This window comes from Sphaerospermopsis sp. FACHB-1194 (assembly GCF_014696235.1).
In the GTDB taxonomy this organism is placed as follows: Bacteria; Cyanobacteriota; Cyanobacteriia; order Cyanobacteriales; family Nostocaceae; genus Sphaerospermopsis; species Sphaerospermopsis kisseleviana.
The window spans coordinates 41232-55312 of sequence record NZ_JACJPU010000018.1 but is presented as its reverse complement, the minus strand read 5'-3'; the positions used below and the strand labels follow the sequence as shown (position 1 = coordinate 55312).

The 14081-nt window shown below is 39.7% G+C and carries 9 protein-coding genes and 1 tRNA gene; 6 read left to right on the top strand and 4 right to left on the bottom strand.

All coding sequences use genetic code 11. The features are described from left to right. Positions 1-518: 518 nt before the first annotated feature. The 4 genes from pstS (at position 519) to pstB (ending at position 4772) form a co-directional block, all read left to right on the top strand. Positions 519-1700: a phosphate ABC transporter substrate-binding protein PstS gene (gene pstS / locus H6F45_RS12555; protein ID WP_137666326.1), complete on the top strand. Its 1182-nt coding sequence runs from the start codon at positions 519-521 to the stop codon at positions 1698-1700. 218 nt (positions 1701-1918) lie between these two features. Next, positions 1919-2869, top strand: a complete 951-nt coding sequence (gene pstC, locus H6F45_RS12550; RefSeq protein WP_096567471.1) for a phosphate ABC transporter permease subunit PstC — start codon at positions 1919-1921, stop codon at positions 2867-2869. 163 nt (positions 2870-3032) lie between these two features. Further along, positions 3033-3914, top strand: a complete 882-nt coding sequence (gene pstA / locus H6F45_RS12545) for a phosphate ABC transporter permease PstA (protein WP_137666324.1) — start codon at positions 3033-3035, stop codon at positions 3912-3914. Between the two features lie 51 nt (positions 3915-3965). Further along, the gene (pstB, locus tag H6F45_RS12540; protein WP_096572654.1) at positions 3966-4772 is read left to right on the top strand and encodes a phosphate ABC transporter ATP-binding protein PstB; all 807 of its coding nucleotides are present in this window, start codon (positions 3966-3968) and stop codon (positions 4770-4772) included. Positions 4773-5259: 487 nt separating this feature from the next. Here pstB and H6F45_RS12535 read toward each other — a convergent pair. The 3 genes from H6F45_RS12535 to H6F45_RS12525 form a co-directional block, all read right to left on the bottom strand. Further along, positions 5260-5330: transfer RNA gene (locus H6F45_RS12535), tRNA-Gly, on the bottom strand. 50 nt (positions 5331-5380) lie between these two features. After that, positions 5381-6541 (bottom strand): hypothetical protein, encoded by a 1161-nt coding sequence (locus H6F45_RS12530; protein WP_190347330.1) that lies wholly within the window; start codon positions 6539-6541, stop codon positions 5381-5383. A 26-nt stretch (positions 6542-6567) separates the two neighbouring features. Continuing rightward, positions 6568-10140 (bottom strand): response regulator, encoded by a 3573-nt coding sequence (locus tag H6F45_RS12525; RefSeq protein WP_137666322.1) that lies wholly within the window; start codon positions 10138-10140, stop codon positions 6568-6570. 721 nt (positions 10141-10861) lie between these two features. Between H6F45_RS12525 and H6F45_RS12520 the strand changes: the two genes are divergently transcribed. Both H6F45_RS12520 and H6F45_RS12515 read left to right on the top strand, forming a co-directional pair. Next, a complete protein-coding gene (locus tag H6F45_RS12520; protein WP_096567463.1) occupies positions 10862-11482 on the top strand; it encodes an N-acetyltransferase in 621 nt (206 codons plus the stop codon). 820 nt (positions 11483-12302) lie between these two features. After that, complete coding sequence (locus tag H6F45_RS12515) at positions 12303-12860, top strand: hypothetical protein (protein WP_137666321.1); 558 nt, start codon at positions 12303-12305, stop codon at positions 12858-12860. Between the two features lie 12 nt (positions 12861-12872). Here the strand turns inward: H6F45_RS12515 and H6F45_RS12510 are convergent, their stop codons facing one another. After that, positions 12873-14021 (bottom strand): histidinol-phosphate transaminase, encoded by a 1149-nt coding sequence (locus H6F45_RS12510; protein WP_190347346.1) that lies wholly within the window; start codon positions 14019-14021, stop codon positions 12873-12875. Positions 14022-14081 lie beyond the last annotated feature (60 nt).

Here is a 14081-nt window from a genome sequence, read left to right as displayed (position 1 = left end):
ATATTTGTTTGTAGCAGGAATTTACAGGAGTAAGTTTTTCATCAACAACCAATGACTCGAAAACTCTCATCAATTCTTAATCCTGTATTCTGTGTCCTGAATCCTTACCCAATCAAAGCAAATTGATATACTATTAAGTAGGTAGGCGTTAAAAATTGTCGTTATAACAAGGCAGGAGGCATCTATGCTGGAGGGAAAAGGTTGTTAGCAATTTTACATTTTTGTACTTGCTTTGGTTTTTTCCTGTCGACTTACTTGTAATTAATTTGCGAACAGAGTAGGCTATTTTGATCAGAGCTAAATCAATATTTGACCGTATTGTTTCCTAAATAATCTATAATTAGAGTGTAATTTGTATTACTAAATATAACAACTAATTCATCAGATGAATTTTGGGCATTGATTAGGAAAACAGAAAATTTTTGGTTTGTTAACCTTTTGTTTACCTGAGATTAAATATTTAGAGGTATGTTAGAGGCGTTTCTCTTATTATGGCAATTTACAAAATTTAGACAGCAATGCTATTACGCAAAATTTCTGTTAAAAATAATCGCGTCAAAACCGCTATTTCCGTAGTAGCACTGACATTAGGTTTAGCAGCTTGTGGGGGAGATTCCAGCCCAAACAACACTGCTAATACTGATAATTCAGGCAATACTGAAAATACTGCTGCCACTACCCCTGCTAAAAATTTGGATTTAGGTGGAGATGTTACATTGACAGGTGCTGGTGCATCTTTTCCTGCTCCACTTTACCAAACTTGGTTTACTGAATTGAACAAAAAATATCCGAGTTTAAAAGTTAACTATCAGTCAGTGGGTAGTGGTGCTGGAGTTGAACAGTTTACCAAAGGTACTGTAGACTTTGGTGCTAGTGATGTGGCCATGAAGGATGAGGAAATCGCCAAAATACCAGCAGATAAAGGGGTAATGATGCTGCCTGTAACTGCTGGTAGCATTGTCCTGGCTTATAACCTGCCAGATGTTCCTGAACTGAAACTACCACGAACCGTATATACTGATATTCTACTAGGTAAAATCAAAACCTGGAATGATCCAGCGATCGCCAAAGCTAACCCTGATGCTAAGTTACCAAACCAACCCATAACTGTCATCCATCGTGCTGATGGTAGTGGAACTACAGGTGTATTTACAAAACATCTCAGTGCTATCAGTCCAGAATGGAAAGCAAAAGTTGGTGAAGGAAAAAGTGTAAAATGGCCAGTGGGCGTTGGTGGTAAGGGTAATGAAGGTGTAACTGCCCAAATCCAACAAACTCAAGGTGCTATTGGTTACATAGAATATGGTTACGCTAAACAAAGCAATTTAAAATTTGCTGCTTTGGAAAACAAAAGTGGTAAATTTGTGACTGCAAATGCGGAATCAACATCTAAAACCTTAGAAGCTGTAACTTTACCAGAAAATCTCCGCGCCTTTATTTCTGATCCAGAAGGTGCAGATTCTTACCCCATTGTCAGTTATACTTGGATTCTGGCTTATAAAAAGTATCCTGATGCAGCCAAAGCGAAGGCAATGGAAGCAGCGATAGAGTATGCTTTGACTGACGGACAAAAGCTGTCTGATGAACTAGGTTATATTCCCTTACCAGCAAATGTGGTTACTAAAGTAGCTGCTGCTGCTGATCAAATCAGTCCTAGTTATAAAATTGCTGTTGGTGACTCCACCAATGCGAGTAAGTAATTTCACTCTTCCGTCTATGCTCAAGATAATCAATCATTGAATTACTAAATCAGTTGGGAACCCTGATTATTTAGTATCAAATGCCAAAAGGTAACGAAATGATAATTTCATTTATAGCCATCCCCAAGGTTATCACCGCAAGCATTTGACTTGTGACTTTTGACTTTTATTTGGTTCCCCTCACATTTTTTTCGATTTTCTTTCTAGAGTCAGTATTCATGAATACAAATTTTCAGAATCTGTCATTAGCTGTTAAACAACGCTCGGAACTTGATAAATCTCTAGATAGGGGCTTTATTTGGTTGACAAGGATTTTTGCTCTGGCGATCGCTGGTATTCTCCTATGGATAGCGTTGCAAGTCGCTTCTAGTGCTTGGCCTGCTATCCAAGAATTTGGGTTGGGCTTTTTAGTTCAAAGCAGTTGGAACCCAGTTAATGATAACTATGGAGTTTTACCAGCAATTTATGGAACTCTGATGAGTTCTTTTATTGGCTTGTTGTTAGCTGTACCCATTGGCGTGGGTACGGCGGTTTTATTAAGTGAGAATTTTCTCCCATCTCAGGTGCGGTTGGTTTTAGTATTTTTAGTAGAATTACTAGCTGCCATTCCTAGTGTTGTCTATGGAGTATGGGGAATTTTTGTTTTAATCCCGATTTTAAATGACGTGGGTAAATGGTTACACAGTTCTTTAGGTTGGATACCATTTTTTAGTTCTACACCTACAGGACCTGGGATGTTACCAGCAGGAGTAATTTTAGCAATTATGACTTTACCAATTATTACTGCTATCTCCCGTGATGCTTTAATTTCCCTTCCCCCTAGTTTACGTCAAGCAGCTTTAGGACTGGGTGCAACTCGTTGGGAAACTATTTTTCAAGTCCTCATTCCTGCGGCATTTTCCGGTATTGTCAGTGCTGTCATGTTAGCACTCGGCCGAGCAATGGGCGAAACAATGGCTGTCACCATGTTAATTGGTAATTCTAACAATATTAATATTTCTCTGTTAGCTCCTTCTAATACCATTTCTTCACTACTAGCAAATCAATTTTCTGAAGCCAGCGGTCTGCAAGTTTCGGCTTTGATGTACGCTGCTTTAGTGTTGTTTTTACTGACGTTGTTAGTTAATATTCTGGCGGAGTTTATTGTTATTCGGGTGAAGCGACTTTAATTACAGCAGCAATCAGAATGATTATGAAAAAATGCAGATGAAAATTTAAAATTATGCACGTTTTTTCATACTAATTCGGTTTCTGATTGCTAGTTATACATACCAGCAAAAATGACTTTTTGTAGAGTCAATCCAAAATCTAAAATCCAAAATCTAAAATAGAATGACTTCTCTATTTCCCCAAAATAGCCTGACTCGCTCCCCTACTTCTCCCCGCACTTTATTTAACACGGTGATGACAGTAGTAGCGTTTATATGTGGAGCATTGGCGCTATTTCCTTTGTTGGCTGTACTTTCTTATGTATTGTTTAAAGGCTTCAGCAGTCTCAGTCTTGATGTGTTTACCCAACTACCACCAGCACCTTTCAGAAAAGGCGGTGGTTTCGGTAATGCTATTTTGGGAACTTTGCTGATGGTGGGTATTGGTGCTATCATCAGTATTCCTACAGGAGTATTGGCAGCTATTTATTTAACAGAATTTAGTAATGGTAAAATTGCTCGGTGGGTACGCTTTGCTACTAATGTTTTGAGTGGTGTTCCCTCAATTATTGCAGGTGTTTTTGCATACTCGATTGTGGTTTTAACATTGACAAATCTCAATCTAGGCTCTTACTCAGCTTTGGGTGGTGGGTTTGCTTTAGCAATTTTAATGTTGCCAATTATTGTCCGTACAACCGATGAAGCCTTACAGCTTGTCCCCCAGGACTTACGACAAGCATCTTTGGGTTTAGGCGCAACTAACTTTCAAACAGTTATACAAGTTGTTGTACCAGCAGCTTTACCAGCTATTGTAACTGGTTCGACTTTGGCGATCGCCAGAGCATCGGGAGAAACTGCACCATTATTGTTTACTGCACTCTTTTCTTCTTTTTGGCCTGATGGTTTACTCAAACCTACCGCGTCCCTAGCTGTTTTAGTTTACAACTTCGCTATTTCACCCTTCCAAAATTGGCAGTCTCTAGCTTGGGCAGCTTCTTTAATTTTGGTGTTGATGGTTCTGATTACAAGTATTATCGCTCGCTGGGCAACTAGGCAAAAAGCTTAACAAAAGCTCATAAACATTATGCCTACTTTACAACCTAACTCTAAAATATCTATGACTATGAACACCAGTACAATCAACGATGCTAACGTTGTGTTACGTACAGAAAACCTGAATATTTATTACGGTAACTTCTTAGCTGTACAAAATATTTGGTTGGATATTCCCAAAAATAAAGTTACTGCTTTTATCGGTCCTTCTGGTTGTGGTAAAAGTACATTACTACGTTGCTATAATCGCCTGAATGATTTAATTGACTCATTCCGTGCAGAAGGTAAGGTTTATTTTGATGATAAGAATTTGTATGCATCTGACATTGATCCAGTAGAAGTGCGTCGTCGCATCGGGATGGTGTTTCAACGACCAAACCCCTTTCCTAAATCAATTAAAGAAAATATTGCTTTTGGTGCGAGAATTAACGGCTACAGAGGTAATATTGATGAATTGGTAGAACGGAGTTTGCGTCAAGCTGCTTTGTGGGATGAAGTGAAAGATAAACTCAACCAAAGTGGTTTGTCTCTTTCTGGTGGACAACAACAAAGGTTATGTATTGCTAGAGCGATCGCAGTACAACCAGAAGTAATACTCATGGATGAACCTTGTTCCGCACTTGATCCTATTTCCACTTTGCGGGTTGAAGAACTCATTCACGAACTTAAAGAACAATACACGATTGTGATTGTTACCCACAATATGCAACAAGCTGCGCGGGTTTCTGATAGAACAGCTTTCTTTAATGTTAAAACTTCGGAAAAGGGTGGACGTACAGGCTATTTAGTAGAATACGCCCCAACAGAATTAATTTTCAACAATCCGCAACAAGAAGATACAAAAGCTTACATTAGTGGTAGATTTGGTTAAATATCGTAGTTGTGTCACAGTTTGTTTATACCTGAACCTTGTCGGGGTTTAGCAATGCTGAACCCTTACTATCTGCTATATAAAACCTAGACAAAACTAGACTTTACTTTCTACTTCAACGGGAGCATGGGAGCAGTTATCCCTCAGTAGACTTTCACGCCTTAGCCAGACGCGATTGTGTTCCAATTAAGTTTCTGAAAAAGACTACCACCATCATTGCTTGGTTTTCGCGTCGGCAATAGTCTCAATTCAATACTTGATATCACCGTATTATATATCAAGTAGTTGATTTTTTCCTAAAAATATATTGATTTTTGTCAATATAAGTATAGTTTTGTCTATGAAATTGTCAACTTAGGACTTGCTCCTGTTATATTTGTTAATTCTTATGGTTTAGCTCCTCATCTTTGAAAATAGACAACAAAGTAAGTTAAGAAAGTTTGTGCTTTCAACTTACTTAACCTTGAACAACAAGCATAGTAAGATAAGCGGGCGGCGGGAATCGAACCCGCATTAATAGCTTGGAAGGCTATAGTTTTACCACTAAACTACGCCCGCGAATTTCCAACTACTTGAATATAACAGAACCTTCCTGAAATTGCAAGCCCTTATTGAAAATTTATCGGTTCAATTCTAATCCGCACATATAAATTGCTTAACTCTGGTTTTGAGCCATCCTGATTATACGCACCTATAAAGCTTTCTTGTTGAAACATCTCATTTAATGCTTGTTCATAAATACTTTCTTCACTGCGAAGTACTGCAGGTTCGAGATTGATAATTACCGCTTGTTGAAAGTTACCGTTTTTATCAATAATTAAACTGGCTAGTATATTTGCTGGTTTTAATCCAGAGTCACTTGCAAGAAAATTAAGCTTTAAGTCCTTGTTTGGAGAACCTTTATATTCTGCTAGTACATCAGGTAAACCATCTACTCTTAATTTTCCATCTTGTCTTAATCGTTCTATTTCATCTCTCAGTATAGGATCAATATTAGCTAGGAAACCTCCTATGTTTGCAGTTGTGGTTTCTTGTGATGTGGGAGTTGGTGTAGTTTCTGGTTCTGGGGTGGGAGTTGGTGTAGTTTCTGGTTCTGGGGTGGGAGTTGGTGTAGTTTCTGGTTCTGGGGTGGGAGTTGGTGTAGTTTCTGGTTCTGGGGTGGGAGTTGGTGATTCTGAAGGAATATCATTTGGTAATAAAATTCCCTTTCCCAGCTTAATTTCTTGACGACGATTCCAGGGAAGATCATTGAATGGAATAGTCTGTGTGGGAGTAGGTTTAGGAGTAAATTGTACTTGAGGTGTAAATGTAGGTGTGGGTGTAGGTGTGGGTGTAGGTGTAGGTGTGGGTGTGGGTTCTAATTGTTGATGATTAACCTCAGTATTTTTGCTTTCTCCCTGTTGTGAAAGATTGAGATCAGAATTTATCACCTGATCATCTGGGTTTTCAGGAGTGGTGAGAGTAGTTTTTGGTAAAGATGCTGTAACAGACTTTTGACTGGAAGAAGAAACTTTTGGTTTAACGGTTGTGGGTTGTGATTCTTGTGATTCTACAGCAGATGGAATATCGATCAAATCAATAGCAATATAATCTTGATTCGACCGAGGAATCCACGGTAGAAATGGTTCATAGGAGCGCAGTAACCAAAACACGAACAGATGTAGGAAAATCGAACCTGTAAATACAGCAGTCCAAAACCAAGGTGGATCAGTATGTCTGTATTTGATGGTTTCATCATGCAGTTTAAAACTGGATTTGACATTGTTCATGTTTGAATATCCAGTAGAACTTGACTTTACTCATTAGCTATAGAAGCATCTAAATCTGTTCTCACGACAAAAGTGAGGACTGTTTCATCTATTCCTTTCAGTTCCAGGGGACTACCTTTAGTAATTTCTTCTTCCTGCAAATAATCAGCAACAGCAGCAGAAACTAAGATAGTACCAGGTATAGCCGCGGCTTGCAATCTAGCAGCAATATTCACAGAAGGACCAATAGCCGTATAATCAGCACGTTCTTCACTACCAAACATCCCCACCACTGCTGTACCTTGGTGAATGCCACAGCGAAACTGTACACCTTTACGGCCATCTGTTTCAAATATACCCTGTTCTAGCCAACGCTTATTTAAATTTACCAGGGCTTGTTGCATTCCTCTGGCAGTATTGATAGCACGACGCACCTGTTCATTGGGTGTGAGGTCTTCTGGCGCTCCGTACAAAGCTAAGATAGCATCTCCCATAAATTTATCGACAGTACCACCATTCTGAAACACAACTTTAGTCATAGTTTCCAAATATTCATTTAGCACCTCTGCGACTTTTCGGGATCTGAGAGTATTGGATAGCTGGGTAAAACCCACAATGTCACTAAACAAAACTGTCACTAAACGCGGTTCTGGGCGCAAATCTAGAGACAAAGTTCCCGCAGCGGCTTTCTGGACTAACGCAGTGGGTAAAAAGCGTTTGAGTACAGATTCTGTCAAGTAAGTGTTTAGCTCCAAAACTCGTTTTTCATTTTCCTTCAAGGCTAAAAGATTGCGTGCCTCTGCCAGCAGTTCCCGATCATTAAATGGTTTAGCTAAATAAGCATCTGCACCATATTCTGTTCCTTGAATACGAGTTTCGTCATCAGCTTTTGCAGTCAGGAGAATGACAGGTGTACCTCGCATCAAATCATCAGTGCGAATCATCTGAATCATTTCTAATCCAGTCACTAAGGGCATCATTAAGTCAGTGATAATCAGGCTGGGGAGAATTTCTCGTGCCAAATTATATCCTTCGTAGCCATTACGAGCGGTAGTTACTTGATAGCACGGACGTAAAATATTGGCTACATAGTCTCGCATATCTGGGTTATCTTCTACCACTAAGATTAATTGCTCAGGATATGGGTCAGTAGTATCAATTTGTCCGTTAGAATCGACAATTTGTAGATTCGGTGATGGATCTCTGGTGATAATTTCTCTGTGATCAGATGCTGATCCTACCTGTTCTAAATTCGCTAGTTCTACATTGGCGCGGCTGATATTTAATTCGCAGGGTGTATCTAGTACCTGTTCTGGAGGTAAATGCTCTGAACCTGTCAACAGGCGAATACTAAATTGAGTACCTTGTCTATAAACTGATTGGACGCTGATTTCGCCACCGTGGATTTCTACTAATTCTTTAACCAGGGATAAACCCAATCCACTCCCTTCATAGGAGCGGTTTTCTGAACCTTCAGCTTGACGGAATCGCTCAAATAGGTGGGGAATTTGTTCGGGAAGAATACCAATTCCTGTATCTTGAACTTGTAAGACGCAAGCATTACCGTCATTGAATAATCTCACAGTGATTTTACCCCCATCGGGAGTAAATTTCATGGCATTGGACAACAGGTTGTAAAGTACCTTGTCAAATTTTTCCATGTCCAAGTAGACTGTTGGACATTCAAACAAATCCGTAATTACTCTCAGTCCCTTTCGCTCACAATAAGGACGAAATGAATCGACTATTTGGTTCACAAATTCAACTAGACTGCAAGGACGGAAACTCGGTTGCATTTTACCAGCATCCAAGCGTTGTAAATCGAGTAGTTGATTTACCAATCGTAACAGACGGCGAGAATTGCGGAGGGCGATCGCACATTGCTCTGGGGTTAAGCCTTCTCCGCTTTCGACTGCCGACTCTAAAGGTCCTTGAATTAAAGTGATAGGGGTGCGAAATTCATGGGAGATATTTTGGAAAAATTCGGTTTTTTGTTGATCTAATTGGATTAAACGTTCCGCCTGTTCACGAGTTGTTTGGTATAAACGAGATTGTTGGACAGCGATCGCAGCTTGAGCGGCCACGGCCTTAGCCAGTTCAATTTCCGATGGTAGCCACTTACGGATTTTCTCACCTTCTCTCAGAGAAATACTACCAATACATTGACCATCAATTAATAAGGGAACGACCATGAGCGATCGCGGTCGCATTTTCAAAGGTAGGTCAAATGCCTGGACATCTGAGGGAGAGTGATTTATATCCGTAATTACAACAGGTTCTTTTGTTCGCAATATTTCTAAAAAAATCGGATTTTTCCTGATCGGAGCTTGGGAACTAGACAACTGCTGAGTTAAAGCTCGCCGATTTCTAGTGAGGTTATTTTCGGGAAAATTCTCCAGATGTTTAGAACTGTCATACAAACCTACACAATGGACAAATTCATCTTCCTGAGTCCATAAAGACAGAACACAGCCATCAACCTGCATAGCTTGTCCCAATCTTTGGGTGATAGCAGCAAAGATATCTTGTGGGTCTAGACTAGAGCGAATCTCCCTAGTAATTGTATTAATTAAACCTTCTCGCTTCGCCAAAGCTTCTACTTGTTCATAAGCATAGGCTTGAGATAAAGCTAAGGCTGCCTGATCAGCAACAATTGATAGCAGTTCTACCTCTTCCTCTTCCCAAATACGGATTTGATCGCACTGGTGCAAAGCTAATACTGCTCTTAGTTCTTGTTGACAAATCAGCGGCACTACTAAACTAGAACATATATTAGCTTCTTTAAAAGCAGCAGCCCGTTTTTCACGACTTTGAATGCGGTCATCACCAGTCACATTATGAATTACTTGCACTGCATCAATTTCCCACACTGTCTGAGCTAAAAGAGGTAATGGGGTGATAGAGACCTGATTTGCGGTAGCTAACTTGTTATTGTCTTTAGATAGAGGTGGAGAAAAAGCATCATTGTTCTCAGTAGCGGATCTCTGTTGGTCTAGCAATGATGCTTGAGTAGATTTTTGGTAGATAAATCCTTCATCTGCCAATTTTTCATCTTGAAAGGGACGTAACAGGCAAACATCCACCTCCAACATATGCCCCACTGTATCAACAATGGTTTGTAAAATTTGCCGATAGTCTAGGGCGCTACGAATAGTATTAGTGACAGTATTCAATAGGGATTCTCTCCGCAGAGTCCGAGTCAGTTCGCGGGTTCTGGCTTTCAAGACATTATGGGTATCCAACGCTTGACGGACTACGGCTTTCAGTTCTTCAGCTTCCCAAGGTTTCGTAACATATTTAAATACCTTGCCAGAGTTAATCGCCTCCACCAAGTCTTCAACATCAGTGTAGCCAGTTAAAATAATCCGAATAATATCTGGGTATTGAGTTGCTGTCAGACTTAAAAATTCCGTACCGCTCATCATTGGCATCCGCTGATCAGAGATAATCACAGCGATATCCCCTTCTTGTGCCAGCAATTCCAGAGCTGCATGTCCAGAGTTAGCTCTCAAAACCTGATACTCACGATAGAAACTGCGGTAAAGCAAGTCTAGGTTGTCTGGCTCATCATCGACAACCAAAATTTTTGGCTTACTGTTTCTGTTTGCTTGTGATGTCATGCACAGCTTTCCTGCTGCAACGGCAGTCGGATAAAGAATAATCTGCTCAGATCAAGGTATTTCTGAATCAGGTAAGGTTCAAGCATTTCGACCAATAAATTGCTGGGACACATGACAGCTAGATGCCAAAGTGTGTAATCAAAGTTATTGAAATTATTGTTTTTCAGGATTTGTCATCAGCAGTTTGCCCCTCTTCCGCAGGACAGTTTATTGGATTGTCATTTTTGATTTACCGTGTAAATTTCAACTGACTAATTCTTTTCTCACCTCCTTTTATAACCTGCTGGTGCTACATCAGACCCTGTCCTCCAGAGAAAAGAGTATAAACTATATATTGATTTTTCCCATTCCATCCGTGATACTAACACTTAAAGCTGATTTTTTGTGATCTAGGTTATGTTAGAGTGATGAATATGACATATAATAACTATATTTCAAAATAAAGTATAGTATTAAACAAGTACCTCTTGGTAATTAGACATCTGATGACAATTATTGTAGGGACAATTCATGAATTGTCCCTACAGGGATTCGGGGATTATGCACATTTAATTACCACGAGATGTCTATTGAGCAATCACAACGTGATCGGTGACAGGCTTCGCCGTGAGTTGCCACAGTCTCAACTACAGCATAACCTCATGACTAATGACAAGTGACGAATTACAAAAACTATACTCAAGCCAACTTTCCTTAAATTAACCTCAATCCTCAACTAGCTTTGAAATCCTGGTTTTTTCACCCACATCACCAACAGTTAGTTACAGATACACGTATCCTCAATTCTTGGCAGTTCCAAATCCGTGCAGCTACATCTGCTGATTTACCAGGGATTGCCCAAATCATTGCTGAAAGTTTTCACTCCCAAAAAGGTTTATGGGGATGGGCTTTTCCTTTATTCCGTTTGGGTATTTATGAAGACTTAAAGTATCGTCTAGCGTCAATGACACCTCATCACGTCTGTTTGGTGGCTGTTGACATCAGTACCACAGGCACTCATCAAATACTGGGAACTGTGGAACTGGGTGTGCGTTTCAGTGATAGTTGGACAAATATTCAAAAGAGTTATCCCTATTTGTCTAATTTAGCTGTTCACCCACAATACCGTCGGTATGGTTTGGCTTCCAGTTTACTGATTAGTTGTGAACAAGTGTGCCAAGACTGGGGATTTGAAGATTTATATCTTCATGTCTTGGAAAATAATTATCAAGCCAGGCAGCTGTATTTCAAGTTGGGATATCGCGTGCATGGAGTTGAATCTAATTGGAACAGCTTTTTCTTTTATCCCTCACGGCAGATTTTCTTGCATAAACACCTGACTCCTGACTCCTTGATATCCTGACTTCTGACTGCTGCTATAGTTAGGGTTTGCTGAAAAAGTCCTTTCGTTAGGGCTAGGAGTCAGGAGGAGAATTAAAGACATTTTTTCATTTCTGTCCGCCCAGAAAAGTGCAAGGTTTTTCAGACTCAAGACGCTATAACGAAAGCACCTACTGTCTTTTTTATGAGCCTCAAACCTTTGATTTATGAGGCTTTTTGGTTTATTCAGCAAACCCTAGTTAAGTTTCTTTAATATTCGACACTTGTGCTTATAAAAACTTTAAGAAAAAATTGCTGGAGTTAAAGACAAATCTGCCTCAATCCCATAAAATAGACATCTCCAGAAAAGAAGTTATGGGATATCTAGATGTCTGATTTTTCCGTTAAATTATCGCCCATAAGCTTCGCCCCTACAACTTATGACAAATTAATACATTCTATTTTGGAGATGTGTAATATAATTATTAATTTTTGAACACTACTGAATTTTGTTGTCGTCTATTTATTTAGGGTTGGTAAACAATTTTTAATGATACAAACATAATCTTTGATTTAATTAAACAGTTACTCAATTGACGTTTTTAAGTCCATATTCCCAGGGCATGGCAAATGTTTAGAATGTCTTTAAATGATAATTTTAGATAGTAGCTGTTACAACTGGGGGAATATCCGCAAAGCACTGCCTTGGCTACACAAACTAAGTCCTCCTGCACTGGCTAATTTCAACCGACATAGGTGGGGTTTACTTTTTTGATAATATACTATATTATAATATTTCTGTGCCTGTGCAAAATAGGAATGCTTCTTCTATTACCATCAATTTCATTAAAAATTTGAAAAACATGGATAGCGAACAACGCCAACGCTATCAAGCTGCTATAGTATCAACTTATTGCTCTGAAACTAGTTTCCTGGACAAACCTACCATGCGAGATGGTAGTGAGCGATCGCATAGCACTGATATTCTTGCGTCATTACATAGCGGAAAAGTTTTGATAGTTAATAGTCGTAAGCGCAACGGGTTAATAGTTGGGAAACGCTATCATGCAGAGTTTGCGGGTCCTGGAGCAGTTGTAGGTGGGGATTATGACAGGGATTGTCAGTTTGTCATACCTATAGGTAATCTCTCCTTATTAGCTCCTGAATCTCATGAAGAGCTTCAGAAGGCTTACTTGATTAGAAGACAATGGATTCGCTTAATCAAACAAATTACAGAAAATCCAGTTCCTGTACAGAGAGTACAGAAAATTCTGGAACAATTTGCACAGTATTTTCCAGCAGAAATGGTTGCTGATTTGCCAGATGCTGCCTTTGCTATGTTAGTGGGTGTGTTGCCGCAAACAGTGACAATAGTGCGTCGTCTTGGCAATGATTTAGACGACGAATGTTTTGATTATTAATAGTGAATATAGTTAATATTCAAGCTTGGCTAAAGCTGTTTTTAATCGCGTCAAGGTACGAGAGTTTTCTTCTGGTGTTCCTAGAGTAATTCGTAATCCCCCAGGCAGTGATCTGATCAAAGTGCCTTCATTTGTGAGTGTTTGATTGATCATTTTTAAAGCTTCATTGACTGGTTGAGAAGTCTTCTGTTTCAGACGCAGGTAAATAAAGTTAGTGTCACTATCTGTAATTTCTAATGCTGGGTGTGGGGATAAAGCCATGATCAGTTTACTGCGCTCACTCAGAGTTTGGGGAATGGAACTTAGCAAAAGTTGACGATTTTGTACAGCTACTAAAGCGGAAGCAAGGGAAAAACTGGGTAGATTGTAAGGAAGACGGACTTTTTCTAAAATAGCGATCGCATCGGGATGACCTACACAATAGCCTACTCGCATAGCTGCTAACCGGAAAGCTTTGGAAAAAGTCCGCAACACTACCCAGTTTGGATGCTGTGCTAATTCCCCAACTAAGCTAGTTTGGCTAAATTCAAAGTAAGCTTCATCAATCACTACCAAAATTTCCTCTGGTAAACTTTTTAACCATGTTACTTCTGCCGCAGTCAAACTATTAGCTGTGGGAGAATTGGGATGAACAACGAAAACCACTCGAATTGGAGGATTTTGAGTTTCTTCCAGTGCTGATTGTGCCGCTTTCAAATCTATTTCAAAATTGCTTTCATTTCTACCCACACTCACCACAGTAATACCTAGAGTTTGCGCCAAAATAGCATACATGGAAAAAGTGGGGTTAGCAACTAAAACAGAACCTTCTCCCCCCAAACAAGTGGCGATTAATAAAGAACGTATGAGTTCATCGGAACCATTACCTACAGAAATATGAGCAGCGGTGAAAGTGGAGGATGAAAGGTTAGCTGACTCATTGACATATTCGGCGATCGCTTCTTTGAGCGCCTCATGTCCACCATCAGGATAACGATTGCTTTCAATGACTTGTTGAAAAGTCCAAGCTAATTTTTCTTTGATCTCTGATGGCAAATCATAGGGACTTTCATTAGTATCCAGCCGATCAAATTGCGTTGCAGCCGGTTCGCTTGTATTGCTGCTGGGGTGGGGTTTGTAAGCAGAAAATTGGTTTAAATCAGAACGAATAAATGGAAGCATCATTTGTTAGTTGTTAGGGAACTATTAACAGGGAACAGAAGGCAGGAAGTTCAGGAGTTC